General features: G+C 50.6%; 26 protein-coding genes. 15 read left to right on the top strand and 11 right to left on the bottom strand.

All coding sequences use genetic code 11. The features are described 5' to 3' along the window. Positions 1–212: 212 nt before the first annotated feature. A complete protein-coding gene (locus ACFPYJ_RS13285) occupies positions 213–584 on the bottom strand; it encodes a TetR-like C-terminal domain-containing protein (protein WP_379188632.1) in 372 nt (123 codons plus the stop codon). Positions 585–757: 173 nt separating this feature from the next. Between ACFPYJ_RS13285 and ACFPYJ_RS13280 the strand changes: the two genes are divergently transcribed. The 6 genes from ACFPYJ_RS13280 to ACFPYJ_RS13255 all read left to right on the top strand — a co-directional run bounded on the left by ACFPYJ_RS13280 (position 758) and on the right by ACFPYJ_RS13255 (position 6,328). Beyond that, positions 758–1,663 carry an MBL fold metallo-hydrolase gene (locus tag ACFPYJ_RS13280; RefSeq protein ID WP_379188628.1) on the top strand — a complete coding sequence of 302 codons (906 nt, stop codon included), beginning with the start codon at positions 758–760 and terminating at the stop codon, positions 1,661–1,663. After that, on the top strand, positions 1,660–1,968 hold the full coding sequence (locus ACFPYJ_RS13275; RefSeq protein ID WP_379188627.1) for an MGMT family protein: 309 nt from the start codon (positions 1,660–1,662) through the stop codon (positions 1,966–1,968). The genes ACFPYJ_RS13280 and ACFPYJ_RS13275 overlap by 4 nt, the downstream gene beginning before the upstream one ends. Positions 1,969–2,016: 48 nt before the next feature. Further along, positions 2,017–2,895, top strand: coding sequence for a DMT family transporter (locus tag ACFPYJ_RS13270; protein ID WP_379188626.1), 879 nt, complete (start codon positions 2,017–2,019; stop codon positions 2,893–2,895). A gap of 216 nt (positions 2,896–3,111) precedes the next feature. Then, positions 3,112–3,681, top strand: a complete 570-nt coding sequence (locus ACFPYJ_RS13265) for an ECF transporter S component (protein WP_379188625.1) — start codon at positions 3,112–3,114, stop codon at positions 3,679–3,681. An 87-nt stretch (positions 3,682–3,768) separates the two neighbouring features. Beyond that, positions 3,769–5,514 (top strand): energy-coupling factor transporter ATPase, encoded by a 1,746-nt coding sequence (locus ACFPYJ_RS13260; protein WP_379188624.1) that lies wholly within the window; start codon positions 3,769–3,771, stop codon positions 5,512–5,514. Continuing rightward, positions 5,501–6,328, top strand: coding sequence for an energy-coupling factor transporter transmembrane component T family protein (locus ACFPYJ_RS13255; RefSeq protein WP_379188623.1), 828 nt, complete (start codon positions 5,501–5,503; stop codon positions 6,326–6,328). The genes ACFPYJ_RS13260 and ACFPYJ_RS13255 overlap by 14 nt, the downstream gene beginning before the upstream one ends. Positions 6,329–6,420: 92 nt before the next feature. On the opposite strand, the gene ACFPYJ_RS13250 is transcribed toward ACFPYJ_RS13255, so the two are convergent. Further along, positions 6,421–7,467: an LLM class flavin-dependent oxidoreductase gene (locus ACFPYJ_RS13250; RefSeq protein ID WP_379188622.1), complete on the bottom strand. Its 1,047-nt coding sequence runs from the start codon at positions 7,465–7,467 to the stop codon at positions 6,421–6,423. Between the two features lie 257 nt (positions 7,468–7,724). On the opposite strand from ACFPYJ_RS13250, the gene ACFPYJ_RS13245 reads away from it, so the two are divergent. From ACFPYJ_RS13245 to infC, 3 genes are read left to right on the top strand one after another with little or no spacing between them, the layout of a single operon-like run. Continuing rightward, entirely contained in the window at positions 7,725–7,964 is a 240-nt protein-coding gene (locus ACFPYJ_RS13245) for a hypothetical protein (protein WP_379188621.1), read from the top strand. Between the two features lie 42 nt (positions 7,965–8,006). Then, on the top strand, positions 8,007–8,888 hold the full coding sequence (locus ACFPYJ_RS13240) for an NAD-dependent epimerase/dehydratase family protein (RefSeq protein ID WP_379188620.1): 882 nt from the start codon (positions 8,007–8,009) through the stop codon (positions 8,886–8,888). Positions 8,889–8,919: 31 nt separating this feature from the next. Then, positions 8,920–9,405 (top strand): translation initiation factor IF-3, encoded by a 486-nt coding sequence (gene infC / locus ACFPYJ_RS13235; RefSeq protein WP_379188619.1) that lies wholly within the window; start codon positions 8,920–8,922, stop codon positions 9,403–9,405. Between the two features lie 125 nt (positions 9,406–9,530). Here the strand turns inward: infC and ACFPYJ_RS13230 are convergent, their stop codons facing one another. Further along, complete coding sequence (locus ACFPYJ_RS13230) at positions 9,531–9,725, bottom strand: hypothetical protein (RefSeq protein ID WP_379188618.1); 195 nt, start codon at positions 9,723–9,725, stop codon at positions 9,531–9,533. 134 nt (positions 9,726–9,859) lie between these two features. Between ACFPYJ_RS13230 and ACFPYJ_RS13225 the strand changes: the two genes are divergently transcribed. The 3 genes from ACFPYJ_RS13225 to ACFPYJ_RS13215 all read left to right on the top strand — a co-directional run bounded on the left by ACFPYJ_RS13225 (position 9,860) and on the right by ACFPYJ_RS13215 (position 13,387). Continuing rightward, entirely contained in the window at positions 9,860–9,934 is a 75-nt protein-coding gene (locus ACFPYJ_RS13225) for a hypothetical protein (RefSeq protein ID WP_379188631.1), read from the top strand. 344 nt (positions 9,935–10,278) lie between these two features. Beyond that, positions 10,279–11,748 (top strand): Calx-beta domain-containing protein, encoded by a 1,470-nt coding sequence (locus ACFPYJ_RS13220; RefSeq protein ID WP_379188617.1) that lies wholly within the window; start codon positions 10,279–10,281, stop codon positions 11,746–11,748. Between the two features lie 79 nt (positions 11,749–11,827). Beyond that, positions 11,828–13,387: a Calx-beta domain-containing protein gene (locus ACFPYJ_RS13215; protein WP_379188616.1), complete on the top strand. Its 1,560-nt coding sequence runs from the start codon at positions 11,828–11,830 to the stop codon at positions 13,385–13,387. Between the two features lie 288 nt (positions 13,388–13,675). On the opposite strand, the gene ACFPYJ_RS13210 is transcribed toward ACFPYJ_RS13215, so the two are convergent. The 4 genes from ACFPYJ_RS13210 to ACFPYJ_RS13195 form a co-directional block, all read right to left on the bottom strand. Then, positions 13,676–14,698: a hypothetical protein gene (locus ACFPYJ_RS13210; protein WP_379188615.1), complete on the bottom strand. Its 1,023-nt coding sequence runs from the start codon at positions 14,696–14,698 to the stop codon at positions 13,676–13,678. Between the two features lie 22 nt (positions 14,699–14,720). Beyond that, a complete protein-coding gene (locus ACFPYJ_RS13205; protein WP_379188614.1) occupies positions 14,721–15,713 on the bottom strand; it encodes a cysteine peptidase family C39 domain-containing protein in 993 nt (330 codons plus the stop codon). A gap of 5 nt (positions 15,714–15,718) precedes the next feature. Next, positions 15,719–16,618: a helix-turn-helix transcriptional regulator gene (locus ACFPYJ_RS13200; RefSeq protein ID WP_379188630.1), complete on the bottom strand. Its 900-nt coding sequence runs from the start codon at positions 16,616–16,618 to the stop codon at positions 15,719–15,721. 192 nt (positions 16,619–16,810) lie between these two features. Further along, positions 16,811–17,002 (bottom strand): hypothetical protein, encoded by a 192-nt coding sequence (locus ACFPYJ_RS13195; protein ID WP_379188613.1) that lies wholly within the window; start codon positions 17,000–17,002, stop codon positions 16,811–16,813. Between the two features lie 206 nt (positions 17,003–17,208). On the opposite strand from ACFPYJ_RS13195, the gene ACFPYJ_RS13190 reads away from it, so the two are divergent. Beyond that, positions 17,209–17,700: a hypothetical protein gene (locus ACFPYJ_RS13190; protein ID WP_379188612.1), complete on the top strand. Its 492-nt coding sequence runs from the start codon at positions 17,209–17,211 to the stop codon at positions 17,698–17,700. 154 nt (positions 17,701–17,854) lie between these two features. On the opposite strand, the gene ACFPYJ_RS13185 is transcribed toward ACFPYJ_RS13190, so the two are convergent. The 4 genes from ACFPYJ_RS13185 to ACFPYJ_RS13170 form a co-directional block, all read right to left on the bottom strand. Beyond that, a complete protein-coding gene (locus tag ACFPYJ_RS13185; RefSeq protein ID WP_379188611.1) occupies positions 17,855–18,682 on the bottom strand; it encodes a VOC family protein in 828 nt (275 codons plus the stop codon). 17 nt (positions 18,683–18,699) lie between these two features. Then, positions 18,700–19,278, bottom strand: coding sequence for an NADPH-dependent FMN reductase (locus ACFPYJ_RS13180; RefSeq protein WP_379188610.1), 579 nt, complete (start codon positions 19,276–19,278; stop codon positions 18,700–18,702). Between the two features lie 168 nt (positions 19,279–19,446). Further along, positions 19,447–20,157, bottom strand: coding sequence for a response regulator (locus ACFPYJ_RS13175; protein ID WP_379188629.1), 711 nt, complete (start codon positions 20,155–20,157; stop codon positions 19,447–19,449). 142 nt (positions 20,158–20,299) lie between these two features. Beyond that, a complete protein-coding gene (locus ACFPYJ_RS13170; protein WP_379188609.1) occupies positions 20,300–21,976 on the bottom strand; it encodes a GAF domain-containing sensor histidine kinase in 1,677 nt (558 codons plus the stop codon). Between the two features lie 280 nt (positions 21,977–22,256). Here ACFPYJ_RS13170 and ACFPYJ_RS13165 point away from each other — a divergent pair, with 280 nt between their 5' ends. After that, a complete protein-coding gene (locus ACFPYJ_RS13165) occupies positions 22,257–22,601 on the top strand; it encodes a YojF family protein (protein ID WP_379188608.1) in 345 nt (114 codons plus the stop codon). Between the two features lie 31 nt (positions 22,602–22,632). Beyond that, on the top strand, positions 22,633–23,295 hold the full coding sequence (gene bshB2 / locus ACFPYJ_RS13160) for a bacillithiol biosynthesis deacetylase BshB2 (protein ID WP_379188607.1): 663 nt from the start codon (positions 22,633–22,635) through the stop codon (positions 23,293–23,295). The last annotated feature ends 927 nt before the right edge of the window (positions 23,296–24,222 follow it).

Here is a 24,222-nt window from a genome sequence, read left to right as displayed (position 1 = left end):
TCGACCTTTTTATTTTTAAGTATACAGGTCTTCCATTAAGGCGTGTCTACTAAATAGTCTAACTGCAGTTTAGCGCTTTAAAATGCCCATTTCCCGCAGAATAGCTGGAAAGATCCAGTATAGCTTCTTCAGTTAAGCCGCAGCCGATCCCTATACTGGAGGAAATCCAGTTTAGACATCATATAACCGTCTAGTAGGAGATAGAGTTCCGCTTAAGGTTTGGAGACATCCTTGTCGAGCAGCTGGAATACTTCTTGAAGCCAAGCGCCTGAAGTTATCGTATTCGGTTTGAACAGTAAGCAGTAGAAGTAAGCGCCGCTAATCAAATCAATGAGAATCTCCATATTCACATCTTCGTGAATTTCCCCGCTTTGAATGCCTCTTCTTAAGATCTCTGCATTGGCTGCGCGGCGGGGAGCCAAGAAGTTCTCTTTGTACTGCATAATCAGCGCTTGTGAATCCAGCATGCCCGCAAACATTTTATGCAGGGAGGGTGAAGGCATCCCGAAATGGATGCCGATGGACGTCAGCATATTTTCAAACAGAATCTGCAAATCTGCAAGTGCACTGCCAGTATCCGGAATCGCCGCTTGGCTTGATCTGCAGCAAATCCGATCACATCGGAGAGAAGTTCTTCTTTACTCTGCCATCTGCGGTGAATCGTGGGCTTGCTCAAAAGGGGCTGTGAGGTTTTTTGTTAGGCTCCCAGGCTGTATACTCGAAGAGAGTGGATCAAGCTAAAAGGAATGATGGTGGAATGTCGAAATTCGAGCAAATAAGTGCGCATATATGGATCATGCATGCGGAGCATGAGACGGATCGGCCGATATTGGCCGCGATTGTTGGAGAGCGCAGAACGCTGCTTATGGATGCGGGGAACTCGCCTGCGCATGCCGGGCTTTTTCGGGAAGCGCTCAAGAGGCGGGGAGTCAAATTGCCTGATCTCATGGTACTGACGCACTGGCACTGGGATCATACCTTTGGAATGTCAGCGTGGGGCGTGCCGGCTATAGCTCATTCGGGGACGGTCAAGACTCTTCGTGATCTTGCCCGGTATCACTGGTCGGATGAGACTATGAAGACGCTGGTCCAACAGGAGATGCTTAGCGCGGCAACCGTTAAGGACATGAAAGAAGAATATGGAGTGGAGTCTGAACGATCCATTGAAATCATTGAGCCTGATGTACAGTTTGAAGATCGGATTCGGATTGATCTTGGCGGGATTAGCTGTGAAATTCAGCATGTGGGCGGCGACCATTCGGAGGACTCCTGTTACGTCTATGTGCGGGAGGACAAGGTTTTATTCTTAGGCGATGCGCTTGGGCCATCGGTGTACGGAGGACCGCGTTCCTATACGAGTGCAGGCTTTCTGAGTCTGATGGATCGGCTGCATGAATATGAGGGCGTTCAAATTTTTGTGGAATCTCACGGTGTTCCTGTGAGCCGGGATGCTTTTTTGGCGGATATTGGGGAGTGGGAGCAGCTTGCCCGCTTGGTCGCTCTTCATGGCGATGATAGGGAGCGGATAACCGAAGAAATGGCGGTGCATTTGAGCGTGGCTGAGCTGCCGGAGACATTTGCCGAAGCAATCGGATGGTTCATGGTTGGTGTGGAACGGGGGAGAACGCTCGGCCTAAGAGCGGCGGGAGGTGATGGGACATGAAACCTTTTACCCAGGAAGTTGTTAATGTCATTAAAGGGATTCCTGCAGGTTATGTCATGACATACGGGCAGATCGCTCAGCAAGCAGGCAGTCCCAGAGGAGCAAGGCAGGTCGTGCGGATTCTGCATTCATTGAGCGCGAAGCATGATCTGCCGTGGCACAGGGTTGTGAATGCCAAAGGGGAGATTGTCATTAAGGATGATGAGGGCCGCTTCTCCCAGACCTATTATTTGCAAGAAGAGGGCGTTCTGCTCAGCGAGGCGGGGCTTGTGGATTTGGAGAAATACAAGTATCACCCGGACTGATTAACTGCGGCCTAGCGAAGAAAATCACAACAGAAAGAAGGAACACCAGTGCCTCTTATCTATGCCGCACTTCTACTGCTCAGCCTCATTTGGGGCGGATCGTTTTATTTTATCAAAATGCTGCTGCATGACTTCGGGCCATGGACAATCGCTTGTCTGCGGTCAACCTGCGGGCTTATTGTGGTCCTCCTCATGATGCTGATTCTGAAGAAGCCTTTCGGATTCCGCACCATTCCTTGGGGCGGGATGGTCGTTATGGCTGCGGTCAACACGGCTATCCCATGGACGCTCATCGGCTTCAGTGAGACGAGGCTGACAAGCAGCTTAGCCTCTATATTAAACGCGACTACACCCGTGTGGACGATTGTTGTCGGTATTCTGTTCTTCCGGAGCAAGTCGAACCTTATGCAGTGGATCGGCCTGGCTGCTGCAACGGTCGGTCTGATTGTGCTGCTCGGTGTTAGACCCGGATCGCTGATCTCCGTGGATCATGCCGGATTTCTCATGATGATGGGCTCCGCCATCTGCTATGCGTTTGGATCACAGCTGTCCAAGCGGCTGTTCGGCAGGGGATGCACGATGTATCAAATCACGTACGGGACGCTGCTGAGCAGCGCGGTCCTAAGCGGTGTCATGGCGCTGACCACGGAGTCGATTTCAACGCAGGATCTGGGGTCGATGTCCAATATTCCGATGATTATCGGGCTTGGCGTGTTCGGGTCAGGCTTCGCTTATATTCTGTTCTACTACATGGTTCAGAGGGGAAGTCCGGAGTTTGCCTCAATGGTTACGTATATCGTACCGTCGACAGCGCTCATCTGGGGGTATACGCTGCTGGATGAGCGGATCAAATGGAATATGTTAGCGGGGTTAATTATTATTCTTGCAGGTGTATACATTGCCGGCAGGAAACCTAAGAGGACTTAATAATTCAGAGAATTCATTCATGTGATATTAGATTTCAGTAAGGATGGAGCCAGCGGTTCCGTCCTTTTTGCTGATCTCTTTTAAATACTAGTTATCCAATTGGATTACACAAAATAAAGGTATTGAACATTGTGTGAACGGATGATATAATCCGTTTAAATTACATCATTTACCATGAAACTGCTATCCTATTAATAGGGAGAAGAGAGGGATTACATGTCGATTCAAAAGCAGTCACCCTGGTCCTTATCGACCAAAAATGTTGTTGTAATCGGAATTGGCGCGGTGCTGTACGGCCTGCTTTCGTACGCAACGAACTTTATTCCTGTCGGGGGAAACAGCCTGCGTCCGGCAATTGTTATTCTGACGCTGATCGGGGCGCTTTTCGGTCCGCTAGTCGGCTTCTTCGCCGGCCTGATCGGGAATATCATCGTGGATTTGTTCTCCGGTCAAATCTGGATTAACTGGGATGTCGGCAATGGGGTCATCGGCTTGTTCGCCGGCTTTGCCTATCTGTTGAAGGGGCTGGATCTATCTAACGGAAGAATCAAAGGCATCCATTATCTATGGATTATTCTGCTGAACTTCGCGGGTAACGTAGTTGGACTCATCGGCGCAACCTTGTATGACGCGGCGACGGGAACTCCGATTGAGACGACCCTCGCGGGCTGGTCATTGCCTTCCATTATCGTGAATACAGCTTGGAGTGCTACGCTTGGTCTTCTACTTATTGCAGCGATTGCGAAACGCAATTCTTCCATGGCGGGCCTGGAAATTGGCAAATAAACGCGGCACTACATAAGAGCAACGATTAACGAAAGTCCTCTAACGCTTCGGAGCTGGAGGACTTTTCTGCAGAAAGGACAGCTAGATATGAAGCCGATCATTTCGATACAAGATGTGACGTATACGTATCCGCGTGTGAAGCATCCGACGATTCGCCAGATTAACCTCGATATTTATCCAGGTGAGAAAATATTAATTGCCGGGCCCAGCGGGTCCGGCAAATCGACGTTAGCCCGCTGCATCAATGGATTAATTCCGCACAGCTATAAAGGCGAGCTGCAGGGAGCGGTTATGATTGACGGCAAGCCGATCACAGAGATGCCTATCGTTGAGATTTCAGAGAAGGTCGGAACGATTTTGCAGGATCCGGAGGGGCAGTTCATCGGGCTTTCGGTAGCGGAAGATGTGGCCTTTGGCCTCGAGAATCGGGAAGTGCCGCAGCGGGAGATGGAAGTGCAGGTGAAGGCAGCCCTTGAGCGGGTTGGCATGGTCCAATACATGGATGGCAGTCCGCAGGAGCTCTCAGGCGGGGAGAAGCAGAAGGTGGCGCTCGCAGGTATTCTCACAATTGATCCCGAGGTGCTGCTGCTCGATGAGCCGCTTGCGAATCTGGATCCGGTAAGCGGTCTTCAGATGATGGAGCTGATGGAACGTATACATAAGCAAGCGGGTAAGACGGTGATCATCGTTGAGCACCGAATCGAGGATGTCATCGCATATGGCGTTGATCGGATTGTGCTGATGGTGGACGGTGCGATTGTCGCAGATCTGCCTGCCGCTCAAATGTTAAGCTCCGGTTTATTGAAGGAAGCGGGCATTCGCCATCCGCTCTATCTGGAGGCACTCCATCAGGTCGGCTGCAGCTATACGGCAGATGATTTGCCGCTTAGAGTGGATGAGGTGGACGTGGAGGAAACAGCCCCGATCGTCAGCAGGTGGTTGAGTAATGGTGAGAATGAAGCGTCTATTGAGGCAGCTTCAGGCCATGATCGGAACACGGACGAGACCCTGCCGATTATCTCCTTTCATGGCGTCCATTTCGGTTATGAGCCGCATGTGCAGGTTCTAAGCGAGGTCTCTTTTGCGATACAACCCGGTGAACGAGTCGCGCTGCTTGGCCATAATGGAGCGGGCAAATCGACCTTGTCCCAGCTTATGCTGGGTATGTATCAGCCTACGAAAGGCAGTATTGCGATCAATGGCAAGAATGCAAGCGGCATGAATATCGCGGAGAGAGGCAGGCAAATTGGCTATGTGATGCAGAACCCGAATCATATGCTGTCTCAGGATACCGTTCTTGCCGAGATTCTTCTAGGTCCCAAGCATTCCGGCTTCAGCCAAGAGGAAATCGGGCGTTCCGTGGATCATGCGCTGGCAATATGCGATCTGGCAGGCTATCGGAATTGGCCGATATCGGCGCTCAGTCACGGACAGAAGAAGCGCCTGACGATTGCTTCCGTGCTCGCGATGAATCCGAAGCTGCTGCTCCTCGATGAGCCGACAGCTGGCCAGGATTACCGTCATTACCGCGAGATGATGGCTTTCATCGACGGACTGTCCAAGCAGGGCATCGCTCTTGTCATGGTTACGCATGATATGCATTTAGCGATGGAATATACGGATCGGGCGCTTGTGCTCAGCAAGGGGCGAATTGTGGCCGATACGAGCACGATGGCGCTGCTTGCGAATGAGGATCGCTTGACCGGCTCGCAGCTTCGTCCGTCCAGTCTGTATGAATTAGGAAAAAGGCTTGCGCTTAAGCAGCCCGATCGTCTGATTCGAAGATACATAGCGGAGGAAAGGAAGGGGAGCGCACAGTATGAAGAAGCTTAACTTTCAGTACATACACGGCAATTCCGCCCTGCATCGACTGGATGCGAGAACGAAGCTGGCGCTGCTCATTATTTGGTATATTTCCGTTATTCTGTTTGTCGATATGCGCGTGCTGCTGATATTTTTTATCGGCGGTCTATCGCTGTTCTTGTTGTCGGGGATCCCGTTTGGGCGTATCCGGTTCATGATGGGCTTCTTGATCTCATTCGTTGTCATGATGGGCATACTAACGAACTTATTCACGCCTTCTTATGCAGGTAAATATGTCGAGATCCAGCATCAGCTCGTGACGATTGCAGGGCGTACACTTACGAAGGAAACAGCTTTCTACAGTTTGACATTGATGGTGAAATATCTCGCCGTGTTCCCGATGGCAATTCTGTTCATTCTAACGACCAATCCGTCCCGATTGTCGAGCAGTCTGAATGGCATGGGAATCACGTACAAAATTACCTATGCGCTGAACATCGCGCTTCGTTATCTGCCTGATGTGCAGCGTGACTTCAACCATATCTCGTATGCGCAGCAGGCCAGAGGACTTAATCTGCAGGGAGGCGGACCCCGATTCGGACGAAAAGTTCGCGCGCTGCTGGCGATCTTATTCCCGCTGCTTCTATCCAGTTTGGACCGGGTCGAGACGGTGACGAATGCGATGGAGCTTAGAGGTTTCGGAAGCCGGCGCAAAAGAACCTGGTACCGTGCAACCACCTTTACCTCGCTGGATTATCTGTTCCTTGGGTTAAGTGCACTGCTGCTTGCCGGCTCGATTATGCTCAAGATGTGGGTGCTGCCGGGTTTCTGGTATCCGTTCTGAGGGCTGCAGTCGAAATTTCTCAGTGCACAATGAAAAAGTAAAGGCTGCCAACTTAATTGGCTGCCTTCACTTTTTTAGGATGCTATTGAAATCTATAATAAAGGCTGCAGATTAGCTGCTTCAGCCAGAATTTCATATGACCGCAGGCGGGCCTGGTGATCGAAGATCTGCGCTGTGACGATAAGTTCGTCAGCCTGTGTTTCTTTGAGGATGGACTGCAGCTTATCGCGTACAACTGCTTGATCACCAGCTACGGAGTAGCTTAGTTTTTCCTGCAGGGCTGCTTCTTCATGCGGCGCCCATAAGCCATCCATGCTGTCTACCGGCGGGTTTAATTTACCCGGATTGCCGCGGATAAGGTTCAGGAACTGCTGTTTCTGAGAGGTTGACAGCCGCTCTGCTTCCGCATTGGTATCGGCTGCAACGACGTTGACGCCAACCATCACATAAGGTTTATCAAGCACCTCTGACGGCTGGAAATTGCTGTAGTAGATCTGGAGCGCAGGCAGCAGATAATCCGGTGCAAAATGGCTGGCGAAGGCAAAAGGCAGACCGAGCGAGCCGGCTAATTGAGCGCTGAAGCCGCTTGAGCCAAGCAGCCAGATCGGGACGTTCAAGCCTTCTCCGGGAACTGCGCGGACAGAGCGTGCAGATTCCGGGGTGGAGCTGAAGAAGCCGCGAAGCTCCTTAAGCAGCTGAGGGAAATCCTGGCCGTGGCTGCTGAGTCCACGCCGCAGTGCTTGGGCTGCCAATTGATCGGAGCCCGGCGCTCGGCCAAGACCGAGGTCGATGCGGCCTGGATACATCGATTCCAATGTGCCGAACTGCTCTGCAATAACGATCGGAGCGTGGTTGGGCAGCATGATTCCACCGGAGCCCACGCGAATTTTCTTCGTGCCGGCCGCGACATAGCCGATTACAACGGAAGTGGCGGAGCTGGCAATTCCGGACATATTATGATGTTCAGCAAGCCAGTAACGATTATAGCCGAGCTTCTCGGCATGACGGGCAAGATCGAGTGTTTTGGGGAACGAATCAGCCGGCGTTGTGCCGACATTGACAGGTGCTAAATCTAATACGGATATAGGAACTTGCCGGGTAGTGCCGGATTCCTTGTTACCTGTAGGATTAGTACTCATATTCTGTGTAACCTCCATTCTGTGCTCACCCGGGCAAAACGGCAATGAGCCAATAGTTTAATTATGAAACTTTCACATCTATTTATCAAGTAGCTATTTATTTGTAAGTGAATATAAAATTTATATCTAAACAACTGATAGCGGCAACTCTGCTTTCTTTTACAGCATTACATCTTTAAGATAAGTACAGCCGGAATGGTTCCTGGAGGATCTGGCTGCGCTTTTTATTTTGCTGCACAGAGGCGGGATTCATCCGGTTGTTTCTCATGAAATTCCGCTTCGGGAGGCTGCTTATACGCAGCAATTACTTGAACAATCCGCAGGAATTGGTAAGATTGTACTTATCAATGGAGGCGAGCTTCATCGGCTGGTTTCGTGTAAGGGGCAGAGCGATTCTGGAGCAGCATATCAGCAGTCTGGACCAGCAGATGAAGCAGTTAGAAGCGGTCAAAGCGATCGTACAGGAGAAGACGGCTTACGATACAGAACTGCTTTGAGGACAACGAATTCAGGAATAATCGGAAGAGGAGCTGATGGCGGTGGTGCAGAAGGTGCTTATCCTAGGCGGCACAAGATTTTTTGGTAAGAAGCTCGTAGAACGGTTCATCCGGCATCAGGCGGAGGTAACGATTGTAACAAGAGGACTGACGGAAGATTCCTTCGGTGATGCGGTCCGGCGATTGCATGTGGATCGGACGGATGCGGATGCCTTGCGGGAAGCGCTAGGTTCGGAAGCTTACGATCTCGTCTACGATAATATCTGCTATATGCCCGAGACTGCCGAGGAGGCAGTCAGGCTGTTTGAGAATCGGACCGGCAAATACATCGTTACCTCATCGGTCAGTGTATATCCGTTTGATGAAGAACGTATTTCAGAGGCGGCATTTGATCCCTACAGTTATGCGCTTCCTGATCCTGCTCCTGCGACGATTGACTATGGTGAAGGAAAACGGCTTGTAGAAGCCGTTCTCTTCCGGCATGCTTCTTTTCCTGCCGCAGCCGTTCGGTTTCCGATTGTGCTGGGTCATGATGATTACACGCGGCGGCTGCATTTTCATGTGGAGCATGTGCAGAACGGGGAGCCGATGGGGATTCCGAATCTTGATGCCAAAATATCCTTTATAGACGCGGATGAAGCGGCAGATTTTCTCTTCTGGCTGGGTCAGTCTACTGTTACAGGGCCGGTTAATGCCTGCTCTGACGGAGAAACAACACCGGGGCAGCTGCTATCGTGGATTGAACAGGCGACAGGCAAGAAGGCTGTTGTACGTAGTGAAACCGAAGCGATAAACCGGTCGCCATTCGGCATACCGGCATCTTGGTATTTCGATAACGCCAAGGCTCAGAAGGAAGGATTCGAGTTTAGGCAGCTGAACGAATGGATGCCTAAGCTGATCCGTGAAATCGCAGCAGCAGATTAGACTTTAATCAGCAGGAGGAGCGCATTTACCTATGATTATGAACGAGCAAATTAAAGCTTCAGAGGTGCAGCTAACGGGGCTGAACGGCGAGGATTTAGGCATCGTCTCCCGGGCTGAGGCCCTGCTGCTTGCCAAGAGGCATAAGGTGGATTTGGTCTGTACTTCCTTAATGAGCAGCCCGCCGCCATGTAAGCTGATGAGTAAAGGAGCCGCGAAGCAGAGTAAGAATGTGGAGAAACGGCAGGCAAGCAAGCAGGATCAGCCGGCTAAGGTTAAGGAGATCAGGCTGACGCCTCATATTGAGGAGCATGATTACGATACGAAGCTGCGGCAGAGTCAGAAGCTGCTCGCTTCGGGCAATGCCGTCGAGCTTGTGGTGCGTATTCAAGGCAAGGAGGGGCCAAGGGCCAAGGAGCTGCTGGAACGCGCGCTCAAGGATTTGGCCGATATCGGCAAGAAGCAGACGGGCATTCAAGTGAGCGGGAAGCAGGCGGCAGTCCGGGTTCTTCCGGTTTAATCCCGTTCAGGATACCAAAGAAACGCAAAAAGTCACATCCTTACCAGCTTTCACTGCCGGGGGATGCGACTTTTTGTGTTTTTTACCAAGCATGCTTCGCCAGATCTATCCTATTGTTTAACCGGTTATTTCTTCTGTTTTCTCTCATCCTCGCCATCGAAGGTATGCTGGACATTATCGACGATATTGGCTACAGCATCGCTAACCATATCCAGAGGGCCGGAGTCTTCATGGTCCTTCGGCGTATTTATTCCCGCTGCCGTGTTGGAGGTTTCGTTATACATTTCATTATATTCTTCATGTTTATCGGATTTTTTCATTATCGCCAACCACCTTTTACGAATAGTAGAGCCTCATCCCTTATCTTACCCCAATCCCCCCATTTGGAAACGGATATAAGCGGGCCTTTCACCTATCCCTGCAGAGGGATATTGAGCATGATGTCATTCCTTTCATGAAGGCAAGCGGCGTCGGATTGACGGTGTGGAGTCCGCTGGCCAGCGGCTTCTTAAGCGGTAAGTACGCGTGACAATCTAAGCGATCCCAATAATCGGCTGAGCGGCTTTGATTTTATTCCGCTGGATAAGGAGTGGGGGTTTGCGGTATTGGATAAGGTCCGCGACATTGCTGAAATGATAATCCATGCAGGTGAAATCGCCAACAATCAAATGAGAATAAGTTAGGCCAATTATTAATAGTCGAATATGCCCTTGACTAGGAAGGTGCGATTGTATAAATTAACTATTAGATACAAATTGTATCATTATTGGAAAACGTGAAGAAGAGATCATGCAGCTTGTCCGGACAAAAGACAGGCTTAATGATCTTTTTTTTACAAACAGAAAGTAAATTTCTTGCAAGGGAGAGGTTAAATTGGAAGACGTAGTGGTCATGCAAAAACTGAAAATGAGGATCTTTTGTCTACTGGCATGCTTGCTTGCGGTTACACTCTTGATTCCAGGGTTTCAGCTCGAAGCTCATGCCGCAGGCCAGAGTGAAATCTCGTTTGAAACCAACTTTGTGTCCGTCAAGGAGTCGGCGGGTACCGTTAAACTGAAGGTCTTCCGAACGAACGGCGCCGGCACGGCCAAGGTGGTCTATTTTGCGAATGGGGGCGGACTATGGTTGACCTTTGCCCCGGGTGAAACGTCGAAGACGATCTCTTTTCCACTCAAAGACGATACCGTTGCACAAGGAAATCGTTTATTAAAGGTTTATTTCGTCACCTCCTATATTGAGGGAGCCGTATTTGGCCCCAATACAAGTGTAAATGTAGAGGTGTTGGATGACGATGGCGGCCCGATCGGACCGGGTAAGATTCAGTTTGGCAGTCCCAATATTAAGGTACAAGAAAATGCAGGAGCCGCCAGCCTAATCGTCCAGCGCAGGGGAGGAACGACTGGGGAAGTGACGGTTAATTACAAAACGCATGCAGATTACTATCAGGGAGCGAAGGATGGCGTTGATTACGAAGGCGTTAGCGGTACGCTCGTTTTTGCAGATGGAGAATCATTAAAGACAATCAAAGTGCCTATTATCGACAACGACAATTATGATCACAACCGGACTTTTTATCTCTCTCTCACCAATCCGGCAGGTGGAGCAAATCTAGGGGAAATACGGGATCAATATGTACAAATTACAAACGATGATCCGATAACGAACGGGATCCGGTTTGCTCCCGGTGATGTTCAAGTTAATGAAAACCAGGGCTACGCTGCGATTGACGTGCTGCGGGATCAGCCTTCCGGAGCAGCAACGGTCAGCTATGCGACAAGCAAATATAATCATAGAGGGACCGTGCGGTTTGAGGAAGGAGAAACGAAGAAGACGATCCAAATTCCGATCATCGACGATGGGATTCCCGAAGCGAATGAAATTCTTATCGTCTCGCTGTCAATCGTATCCGGTGAAAAATATGCTTATCTTTCCTCTCCGAGTACTGTGAGAATCGAGATTGTTGACAATGACACGGCTCATTTTGAATTCAAAAGCAAAACCAACTATGCCATGGAAGAGACTGGCATGGCTTACATCACGGTCATCCGCAGCGGTACCTCCAAGGGACGGGTCAGCGTTGGTTACACAACGGCACCCGTGTCGGCCAAAGATGGAAGCAATCCTAGTAATGGGATTGATTTTATTCAAATGAAAGGGACACTGACTTTTGACGTCGGAGAAACGGTTAAAAATATTCAAATCCCGCTAGTAGACGATTCGATTCGCGAGTATAACGAGAAATTCAGGATACATTTTACGCCGAATGCGTGGATCGACAATATAACGGTAGGTACGTTTACCGAAGTTGTCATTTTGGATCAAGACCATCTGACTAATTCTTAGGCGACAGATGAGAAAGAAGAGATCATGCAGCATGGCTTTCTTTGAAAAAAATTGAAACCAATGGAGGCAGCAACTAATTATGTCATTGAGAAGAATCAAGCGCAGTATTTGTCTAATGGGAGTATTCATTCTGATCGCGTCCTTTCTTCCATCGTTTCCAAGCAAAGCTCATGCTGCTTTAGGGGACCGGTTCATGTTTTCAAGTCCGATCTACGGAGTCAACGAGTCGGATGGCTCTATCACGCTTACAGTTATTCGTAAGGATCATATTGAGGAAGGCGCAATTGTTCATTTCGGGGTGGGGTATGCGGGATCAAGACCTGCTGAGCCGGGCAAAGACTATGATGCGAAAGCATCTACAGGGTCATTGACGTTCGCGGCCGGGCAAGACACAAAGACGATCACCATCCCTATCTTTGAGGACAATATCGCGGAGTCGTATGAGAGCGGATTCTTACAATATGATGCAGAGCCGTTCTCAATCGAACTGTACCAGACCGAAGCCGGCTTTGCGGTAGCTGATACATGGGTCTATATATGGGATAACGATAATGGTAAACCCGAACCGGCGGGCACTCTCCTGTTATCTTCGTTCATTTCGGTAGGAGAGGCAGACGGATTTGCCAGTGTATATGTATGGCGCTTGAGGGGCTCAAGCGGCGAAGTGAACGTTGATTATGAGGCAGCCGTCGCGACCAAACCATCCTCGTACGGGAGTCCGGCCAGCGCGAACGAGGACTTTACCCCGGTCAGCGGCACCCTCACCTTTGCTGACGGGGAATGGTGGAAACGGATCGATGTTCCGATCATCAATGATTCGATCGATGAAGGGTCGGAGCTCTTCAACGTGGTGCTCCGTAATCCGACCGGCGGCGCTGTGGTTGATACAAGATGGGAGGCCTTGGTCGTTATTGCGAATGGCAAATCGTCCGTACCTCAGGAGGTTCCCAATACGATATCGTTCATTAATAACGATTTGGACGTTATGGAACAGGAAGGCAGCAGCCTCATCAAGATAACGAGAGATTATCCAACGAATGACACAATAACAATCGATTATGCAACAAGCGACTATAATGCAAGGAGCGGCAGCGATTATGAAGCCGTATCGGGCAAGCTTACGTTTGGCCCAGGCGAGACGGTAAAGACGATCCTTGTGCCGATCAAGGAAGATGATCTGCTCGAGAACGACGAATATTTCGTGATTACGATCGGCAACCCCGTTGGCGGTAAAGGTTACATCCCGCAACATGAAATACACGTAAAAATTGTCGATAACGAGCGAGCTACAGTTTCCTTTACGAAGAGGGTGTACAATGCCATCGAGGAACAGAAAAAGGCGCAGTTGACCGTTATTCGCACAGGCAGCACCATTGGGGCAGTTTCCGTTAGCCTTGTGTATGAATCCGGAACGGCTCAGTATGGCAAGGATTTATATCAAGCGCCACAAGTAGTGACATTCAAGGCTGGGGAAACGGAGAAGGTGATCGATATTCCTCTTATTGATGATGGGCTGCGAGAGTATAAGGAATCGTTTAAGGTCAGGCTAAGCGACCCATCACCAACTGATAGTGTCACGATCGGCATCCCGGCGGCTGAAGTCTTCATATTTGACGAGGATCACCTGCCAAGATCTTAATACAAGGGCTGAAGCGGCATATTTCGAAGCCGATTCAGCCCTTTTGTTGTGCAGTCCTTGGGGTGGAGGTTTGTGGCGGAGGTTTTGAGCGTTTGAGCGACCTTGGTACGAAGTACCAAAGGAGCACGGGGTTCATCCAAGCTGCGGCGGAGGTTTTGAGTGTTTGAGCGACCTTGGTACGAAGTACCGAAGGAGCACGGGGTTCATCCAAGCTGCGGCGGAGGTTTTGAGTGTTTGGGCGACTTTGGTATGGAGTACCACGGGAGCACAAACACCAAAACCGGAGCCTTACCGCAAACCAATGTCATTAAACCGATTGCCCACTGTTTCCCGCATAAGCCTCTTCATACTTTGAATCGCCTCATTCTCTATGTCTAAGGCTTGTTGAAAGAGATCTGCCAGATGACGAATGAGCACCGTTTCCGCTGCTTCCGGCTGATCATGAAATGCATTTGCTGTGACGATAAGTATTTGTTCATAAACCTGCTTCAGTTCTGCATAACGGGCAGCAACGAATCTGCTCTGCGGCCATATTTGCTCCAGTCTTTGGGTATAGCAGGCAAGATCACGTTTCGCTGCCGCATACGTATCGATGACGCTGTACGCGCCTGCTTTGTCAAAGCATCCCGTCTCCAGAGCCTCAATAATGGCGGAGTAAGCCATTTTACCGCAGGCATATTCATCTTCGGGCAGCATCAAATCATGCGTCTCCCATTTGTATATAGCTTGCATGAAGGACTCGTGATAGATCTGGCGTTCGTCCAGCTCGATCCGTTCCTCCAGTATTTGATAATACCAATAAGGCGATACGTTACGTCCGAACTGCGCATAAGGCAGCTCTAGTCCAATCGCTTGATCATGCACTTGCGGTATACCAGCGGAGTCTGCCGATTCTGTGCCGTCCGAGTAGAACAGAACTTGCCTGGCATCATCATACCCGGTCACGACCACGAATTGATCCTTCCAAATAATCGCCCCGATGCCCCGGTCAATCGACTCCTTAATGGCATAAATCGCTTCGTTCTGATACAGAGGAAAGGCGGGTTCAAACGAGAAGCCGGCTTGTTGGCTGGACGTGACACCGATGAAGTCGGCAGCCAAAAAGTTCTCGGCCATCCAGTTGTAAGCTGTCGGGGATACCGCAGTTAACCGGCGGTCAACGGTGAATCGGAAGGCGCACGCTGTCATGCCGGCGAGCATGTAGGTTGGACATGGATAGAGACCGCTGTGTGACAAGACGCTGTGCAAAGCATCTATATAGGACTTAGACTCCGAAAGGAGCCGTAACCCGGCTAAACGCTGCATACCCATAACCGTTCATGATCTCCTTCCATCATCTGGGTGAGTGTGAGCCCCACCTTGGAATCGTCGAGCGTTTGAGGTCAGGGAACCGGGAGGAAATCATCTGGAACTGCAAAACAGCCTGATCCTCCAAGCACTGCGCCCGCAGCAAAAGGGAACATAACGCTGGGATGCGTACTTGATCGATCTGTCTGACCCCGGCGATATTTAGGATACAGCCGCTAATCCCGGTTAGAATCAGCAGCAGCTCGTCGTAGAGCCGTGAAGCCTGCTCAAGCCCAGGGAATATCCAGCGGACTTCCTTCAGGTAGCGGGCGATCTCTTCTCTGCTGTACAGGTACGAATCCAGTATATAAACAGCCCCGCCCGCATCATAGTCTCCGCGCTCAAGGCCTTGAATAAGAAAGGTATAGGCTAGCCGGCCTGAACCGATATCCGTATTCGGCAGTGTCTTATGCGGCGTTTCCCAATCATGTATAGCAAGGCGCAGCGATTCCAGCACCATCTCCTCCAGCCGGAGAGTCACTTTCCCCCGGAACAGCTGCCCATACCAGAAGGGAGTGAAATTTAACCCGAAATTATCATAGAGGACAATGATGCTCTCGTTCGACCAGCCATCCTGTACATAGAAGATCCGATCATCGTCATCATATCCGTGAATAACACCAAACTCCGGAATCCAGTAGAGGACGCCTATTCCCCGGTCGATCGACTGCTTCGCCCATTTGACCGCCTCCTGCTGGTAATAGGGAAAAGTAGGGTGCCGGGTTCGTCCGGCATCCGATTCTGTGTACAGGCCCAGATTGGCAATGGCAGGTCCATGCTCGTCAATCCACTGTCCGTAAGCCGTTACGGATAAATGCAGCAGCCGTTCATGCACGGAGAATTTAAACGCCATGCCGCTTAAACCGGCGAGCATATATTTGGGGCCTTCGAATAAATCCGCTGCCGTCAGTATGGCATGCAGGCTGTCGATATAAGATTTCGATTCACGCTTCATACGTATGTTTGCAAGCAGGGGCATATCCGTCACTCTCTTTCATGAAGCCGATCCCGAATGTGTTGGCATCTGCCGGTCAGCTTTTCTTTTAACCACTTTGGTGCAAGGAGCTCTTCCCAATCGGAGCTGAATAGATGCTGCAGGAAGGAATCCGTATCGTAAAATTCAAGCGTGTAGATCAGATCTTGACTGCTTTGTATGCGATAACCATGCCAAGCGCTGCCGGATATAGGCTGGGCCAGCCGGATTTTTGCCGTAAAAGGTTTTCGGGCCGGGGCGGAATCCTGCTTATGAGAACCGGCTTGATCCGAGGGGAGCTCGAACGGCTCGGAGGTAACGGTCACATGTGAAATACAATCCAGTCTGAAGCTTCGCCGATTATTGTCCTGCCAGCAGAAGGCTTCGATATAATCGCTGTTATATTTGGCGAACAGCTTGACCGGACAAATCCGCAGCAAGGATTCATCCTCATCCTGATCCGCATAGCTGATGGTCACAACCAATTGATGCTTAATGGCATGTGTCAGCAGTTCGACGTTCTGAATGAGCGCAGGGCTTGCTTCGAAGATAGGCAGGCGCGTATCCAAATCGATGCCTGCTTCATCCGTAAAACGATCCAGCAGATGCGCAATGCGATGAACAGCGGCCGCATTATCGTAATTGTACTGATGATAGCGATAGGCGAGATATTTGAGGACCTTCTTCTCCTCATCGGTTATATAAAGAAGCGGAAGCGCATACATTTTATCCTCGTAACAATAACCGCGCTGCTGCGCTACATAGAGCAAGGGAGCTCGCAGGGAGAAGGTCAGGTATTCGATGTCGCGCTGCGCTTGCCGCCGGGAGATCTCGAATTGTTTGGCAAGCTGTGCGCTGTTAGGGTACTTGCCCTGCCTGACCTGATCATCGAACCATTGAATGCGATGCATGCTGCTCAAGCGAGAATCCCCTTTCTTATGCCGGCAGTAATATGGTACAGCTGCTTGCTCTATTACATCACTGGGGTGATGACGTGACAAGTTATTTCTTTCTTGAAGAGGCTGACAACGCCTCAAACGCGATGGCCCGGCAGCCGCTTCCGTTAAAGCGCCCGCCCCCATGCATGGGAGCGGGCGGGTTCCTTACACCGTCGCTGCGGCATCTACTCTGGCCTGTACGGCAGGGACACATCGTTTGCACACCTTGATCGTGGTGCCGCCCAATTTGGCCCGCGGGTAAAGCAGTTTAATCCGTTTGGTGCTGCAGACCGGGCAAGTTCCCCGGCCTCGCGAAGGAAGGCTCCATAGGACGCGGCCCCGTTTGGTTTTTGCCATGATTGTTGACCCTCATTTCTTCTCTTTCTATTGAAGCATTCTTATTATAAAACAGCTCCTACGACATAAAATGTCGCATCAATCCCGAATTGGAAGATTTGTCATGACTCGCAGGGTCCGGCAAGAAAAGTGTGTGCATGCTTGGTTTAGCAAAGGGTATATGTTATAATCATCAGCAAAAATAAACCGTGGTCAGGAGGCCTTTAATGCTCAGTTTTGAACAAAAACTTACGATCTTGGAGTCCTTTCCTGAATTGCAGCGGAAGGATGTTTCGCTGGGTCGCGTTAATTATCAATATGAAGAAAGCTTATACGATAAGAAGAATGTCGCGTTTCATCTGCATCCGAATGGGAACGGCTTCCTCTATGCCGGACAGCTCAGAGGGTATGAAACCGATGATAAGGGTTTCGTGAATGTTCGTAATTACGATGAAGCGGCCTTTCGCGAGCTGGTTGAAGCATCCATTCGCTCCCTGTCGTTCCGGGCGCCGGAGCCGGCTGCCAAGAAGGGCAAATCCACAATTCCGCCGGGAGAAGCGCATTCCTCGGAGTGGATCGGTGCGAATAAGCAGCTGCTGACGCTCAAACATGAGGATGACCTGTGGTACGTGTACACGGGTGCAAGCCTCGAGATGGTGTTGGAAACCTATGAGGAAGCGGAGCAGTACTTGCAGGAGGAAGGCTTCTCATTACTATAGGAAATAATTAATGGCATGTAAGATTTACAATAAGTTCAGAAGACTTGCGAACAACAAGAAACGAACCGGTTTAGCAGCCGGTTCGTTTTTTTTTGCGCTGAAATTATGTTGTAGAAGGCAGGGAAGTTTCCCTATCTGAAACCTGCCATTCGTCTCAGATCAGGCTTCTATCAGAGGCGGCGCTGCCTGGCGGCGCGGATAGGGGCAGCTGCAGCACAGCCGGAAGCTGGGCATCGAAGCCGGGGGTCACAACCAGGCGGATGCCATATCCGTATTGGTTCCAGCAGAGCTCCTCTGCGGATTCAAGCCGGATATCCTGCTCCGCCACATGAGCGCGGACCTGCCGGATGAAGCCCGCATCCGGGACTCCGAAGCTTGCCGTCAATCTTGGAGGCATAGCCCGCATCGCAATGGGAATCCATCTTCTTGCGCTTGACGTTACGATGGCATGTGCGGTGCCTCCGATAACGAAGTTGAAGCTATCGGATTCTTCGCGGGTTTTCAGCTGAAGCACCTGCTTGAACCATTCGCGAAGCCGAGGGACATCGTCAGTGGGAAACCCTGCCTCACGAAGGTACATGATCTTGGCTCCACCCACGGGGGACAGCACGTTCTCCGTTATATAGGAATGGGCGATGAGCTCGAGCAGGTTGCCGTCGCCATCTCGAAAGTAAAGATTTTTCCCTGTCTCAAACTCATCGGCCTCTCTGCCGTCCGGCCACTGCAGGATCGGAATTCCAGATTCGCGGAGGAAGGCTTCACTCTCATGAAAGGTTGAGTAGGGCACCTCAAAGGCAAAATGCGCCGGAGACAGCGGCTCGCTGACTTCCACGAAAGATAAGGTGAAATGCTCCGCCGGCTGGAACCGAATCTCAGAATCGGTTTCATAAGTAACGGGAAACCCAAGCTTTTGTTGATAGATCTGCTTGACGCCTTGAATCGAAACGGTATGAAGCTGCAGATCGGCAAAATGAGTAATCACATCGCGACGCCTCCTATTTATTGGACAGGATTGGAAGCTGCAGGTTGCGATTGTCCGCGGACCAGCTTGGTCAGATCGAGGAAGGAAGCGACTACGCGGTTGATCCGGTCATCAATGTCTTGACCGATTTCATAGCTGTCCAGTTCGCCTTCGAACCACTTGCGCTGAGCGCCGCCGATCGATAACCATTCCGGAGAGTTAATGCCGTGCAGATTGCGGACCATCGCTTGCAGCTGTGTCAATGAGCTGACCCCAACCGCGCCGCCGGAGGAACTAACCGATAAGACGGGTTTGTTATTAAAATGATCCTGACCCAGATGATCAAGAGCATTCTTGAGAACGCCGCTGATACTGCCGTGATATTCCGGTGTAACAAGGACGATGCCGTCCGCTTCGACGAGCGATTGCTTCAGTACGATTAATTCAGCATGCTCCACGCCATAATCATCAGGTGAGTAGAAGGGGAGGGGGGTGCGGTAGAGGTCGAACAGCGTGACGCTGTGCCCCTTTTGTTCAATAAGACGTCCTGCATATTTGGCTAATTTGGTGCTGGTGGCTGCTTTGCGGTTGCTGCCTGCTAGGATGACAATTTTCATATTTAACATTCCCTTCAATCGGTTTGAATTTTTCTTATAATCTTATTCTAACGCATGAAGCCTGACTGCGCGTCAGTAAGAAGGATGAATATACGAGTGAGAACGATCAGCCAAACGCTGACTGAACTACGACTTTAGTCTGAGAAAATAAAGGATGCAGCAGGGCTGTCATTCTCCAAGCCCTTGTCTGACCGCATAGAGCGCTGCTTGCGTCCGATCAACGAGGCCAAGCTTGTCGAGCAGGTGGCTGACATGGGTTTTGACTGTTTTTTCGGTGATATGCAGGGTGCTGCCGATCTCTTTGTTGCTCATTCCACGGGCAATCAGCCCGAGCACTTCCTGCTCTCTTCGGGTAAGGCCCTGCAGCAGTGAGCTCTCTGAGGGGGAAGAGGATGCTTTAATCGAAGCATCCGGGAGTCCGGCTGGAGTTAGTTCCGGCAAGGACGCTTGACTGTCGGTTGTGGCCAGCATATTCATTAATTGCCCGGCAGCCTCCGGATGAAGCTCGACTTGACCCTGATAGACTCGTCTAATGGCGTTTACCAGCTCCTCGGGCTCAATATCCTTGAGCAAATACCCTCTTGCCCCGGCGCGAATAGCCGGCAGCACGTGGTCTTGGTCGGAGAAGGAAGTAAGCACAATTACTTTGACATCCGGTTGGGTCAGCTTAAGCTGCTTCGTCGTCTCCATTCCGTTAAGAACAGGCATGTTCAAATCCATTAAGATGATATCAGGCTGCAGGGCAGCCGAAAGCTCCAGTGCTTCCCGGCCGTTAGCCGCTTCGCCTACAAGCGTGATGTCCGGCTGAGTCGCCAGAAATACCTGGAGGCCTTTGCGCACCATGGCATGGTCGTCGGCCAGCAGCAATCGGATGGTCATCGTTGGATCACCTCTTATTATTTTCATGAAGTCCGCGCCCCTTCAGGGCTTTCTTCTTCTTCTTCTTCGCCGCCCTTGAACAGCTCTTTGTATGCAATGTAGAACAACGTAGTTTGGCGGCGCAGCCACGCGGTTTAACCCTCTACTTTGGCGGAAGCGGGATAAAAACCTCGATTGTCGTTCCGCTCCTGGATTTGCTTGTAATCGTAATTTGTCCTCCCAGCGCTTCCGTACGCTCCTTCATGGAGGATAGCCCAATTGAAGTGGAGGCTGCTGCAAGGCGCCTTTTCTGAGTGATGCCGCGTCCCTTATCGGATACACGCAGCACGGCCGTGCTGCTGTTAAGCACTAAAGTCACTTCCACCTCTGCAACTCCAGCATGCTTGTGCACGTTATTAAGCGCTTCCTGCCCGATTCGCCATAGGCCTTCCTCTACATGACGGGGCAGCTCGCGAATGCCGGCGGCTTGGGTCCGCACGGTAAGCTCAAGCCTCTCCCCGTATTTCTGAAGTGCGGTTAACAGACCGGCTTCGAGGCCGATCGGGCGCAGCTGCATGATAAGGGAGCGCATTTCCTTCTGCGCGTCCTTAGAGAGGGATTGAATATCGCGAACGGAAGAGAGCGCGGCCTTCTGTTGGTTATTCGTAAGCAAGCTTTCCACACCTTTGGCTGTCATCGACAGGGAGAAAAGCATCTGGCTCACGGAGTCATGCAGGTCGCGGGCGAGCCGGTTGCGTTCTTCGAGCAGAGCCAGCTCGCGGCGGTTCAGCTCCAGCAGGGAGCCGTCCAGTGCAATGGCTATATGCTCTGCCAGTGCCTCCAATACTTCCCCGTCCGCACTGCTGATGCAATCCCGCTGTCTGCTGAGCTCCGAGCCCACAATGAGAATGCCGCCGGATGGCGCGCTGATCAAGGATATTGGTGCGGCTTGAACAGAAGTCAGGGCAGCAGGCAGCAGCCCTTGAAAACCTTCGATATCGGCGAGCCGGGCCCGCTCATCCGGAGCTGCAGCTGAGATCTGCCGGTCGCGGACAACCTTGCGCAGCCAATGGTTGTCCGGAAGGGTAAATTGCGTATTCGGTTTGGCTGTTTGTTCATTGCCGTGGATGGCTCTTAAGATAAAGCTGCCTCCCGGCGTGGATTCCAGAATGGCCGCGAACGGCCAATCCAGATGCTCCTTGATCAAGGTTACGATCAGGGCTGTCAACCGCTCCGGCTCAGCTGTGGATCCGGCAGCAGCTCCAAGCGCGCGGCTGAATTCCCCCAACCTCGCAAACTGATGGGCGCGTCTTTGCTCTGCTGCATATAACCGCATCCGGTCAATGGCGCTGCCGATCTGAAAGGCTACCGCCTGCAGGAGCGACAGCTCGTCATTCGAGAAGTGTTCCTTGCCGGGGAAGCCGACATTCAGCACTCCGAACTGCCGGTCACCCGAGCGAAGCGGCACGGTAGCATGATGGGTGATGCCCATCGTATCGCCCCAGCTGTATTCCTCAGCGTTCTCGATTCGTTTGCAATTCAAGATATTAACGGCCTTATTCAAGCGCCCTGACCAGAAGCGGTCCAGACACCAGCAGGGCCCGCAGCGCATAGGCATTTTGTCCGCATATAACAAGCCTGGGGGAAGATGAAGATCGGCAACGCATTCAAATTCACCGGTCTGATCCGAAAGGAAAATCCAGCCGGCAGACAAGCCCGTCAGTTCCAGCAGCTTTTCCAGTACGGTGTTCAGCATGAGGGTGATATCATTCGATTGATTCATCGTCTCGGCGATCGTCTTCAGTGTAATTAATTCCTGTACTCGGGGATCCTCGGTCACAGTTCTCACCTCTTTAACTTCATTTGTTTCGTGAACAGGGGAGTAATTTCCTCTATGCGAGCCCAATCTTTGTTACCTTAGCATTTTCCTAATTACATCCAGTGTATGGTATCGCGTTATGAAGAGGCAAAGAGTGGTTGAATCCCCGGGGTCTCAGCCTGCATCTCCCGGCCCGCCCTGAAATTTCCTCCCCGAAGTTCCGTATGTTAAAATGATGCTGCGAGCCTAAGCGCAGCTTAGACGGAATTGCGGTAGACAACTGATAGATGGAGGTAACGAGATGCAGCTCATTAATCAAGCTGAAGTCCAGCAACGGATCGATCAGTTGAAAGATCAGGATTTATATATTCATCTAGAGCTGACAACGGGAGCTTATGCGGCTCATTTAGACCGTTCCAAGCATCCGGCGGCTACTTTTATATCCAATGCTGTTATCCGGTATTCCCATGGTTCCATTTCAGGAAGCGGAACGTTTCGGGTCGGCTTGAAAATGCCGCATGGCTGGGTATACTCGGAGGGGCTTACCCATTATGAAGAAGGTGAGACGGATAGACTGATTCTGGCAGGCCATGATGCACAAGGCAAGCTGATCGTAGCTCTGCAATTAAGCCGGGCACCCTTCTAACAGTCTAGCAGGAGAGGAGATGAGGAAAGCTATGAAACCAGAACGTCGTATTCTTGTTGTGCTGCCGCATCCCGATGATGAATCCTTCGGTTTAGCCGGGACGCTTGCCATGCAGATAGAAAATGGAGCCCAGGTGACTTATGCTTGTCTGACACTAGGGGAGATGGGCCGGAATATGGGCATCCCGCCTTTTGCCAGCCGGGTGACACTTCCGGCTATCCGCAAGGAGGAGCTTGCAGCATCCTGCCTAGCCATTGGCATACAGGATTTAAGAATGCTTGGCCTTCACGATAAAATGATTGAATTCGAGGATCAGAAGCAGCTGGATGGACAGATCGAGGCGCTAGTGAGGGAGCTTCAACCTACGCTGATCATCACCTTCTACCCCGGTTACAGTGTTCATCCTGACCATGATGCCACCGGAGCCGCAGTAATCCGTACTCTTGGAAGAATGGCCCATGAGGAGAGACCGCCTGTTTACTGCATGGCTTTTGGCGACAATATTGAGCAGGCAATCGGCAAGCCGGACGTTATTCATGAGGTGCAGGATTATTTGCAGCAAAAGATGGCATCCATACAAGCCCACCGTTCCCAGTTCCAAGCCGCAGAGCTGCTGGGCACACGCAAGCTGGATGATCAAGAAATCCGGGACCGGTTCGGAACGGAACGCTTCTGGACCTATCCATTTGCATAATAAAGCTCAAAGGTCACGTCAATGGACGTGACCTTTTTTTTGTTTTTTGACCACCAGTGAAGATAATGGCCTGTATGCCAAAAAGCAGATTTATTTCGCGTGATAAGCCGCTTACCCGGGCATGGACAAGGCAACTCCGGGATTCCCCGAACCAAACACACTACCAACGCCAACACCAAACACACTATATGCTCAGAATCATCAAACATTCTACCATTGCCAGAACTAAACACACTATATGCTCAGAATCAAACATTCTACCATTGCCAGAACTAAACACTCAATCATCCCAGAATTAAATATTCTACCATTGCCAACACCAAACACCCTATACAACCAGAACTAAACACTCTACCATCCCAACACCAAACACTCTATAATCTCAGAATCAAACATTCTACCATTGCCAGAACTAAACACTGAATCATCCCAGAATTAAATATTCTACCAACGCCAACACCAAGCACACTATATGCTCAGAATCAAACATTCTACCATTGCCAACACCAAGCACACTATAATCTCAGAATCAAACATTCTACCATTGCCAGAACTAAACACTCAATCATCCCAGAATTAAATATTCTACCAACGCCAATACCAAACACCCTATACTCCCAGAACTAAACACTCTATCATCCCAAACCCCAGTAATCGAACACGCTAGTTCAACTAGTCCATTCCAAACAGCTTCCACCTTGTTTGAATGAATGAACTAGTCGTTAGGGCACCATGTCTTCATTAATTTCACACCTATACTGGATAAATCCACTTAAAATTACCATATTTGCTCCTGAGTCATCTCTATACTGGAAATACTCCACTTAAAAACCGAGATTTTCTTTCAAGTCAGCCCTAATGCAGTTAGACTATTTAGTAGACACGCCTTAATGGAAGACCTGTATACTTAAAAATAAAAAGGTCGAG

The sequence above is a fragment of the Paenibacillus solisilvae genome, assembly GCF_042656405.1.
GTDB lineage: Bacteria > Bacillota > Bacilli > Paenibacillales > Paenibacillaceae > Paenibacillus_Z > Paenibacillus_Z solisilvae.
The sequence above is the reverse complement of the archived record's forward strand: the minus strand, read 5'-3'. Positions and strand labels throughout refer to the sequence as shown.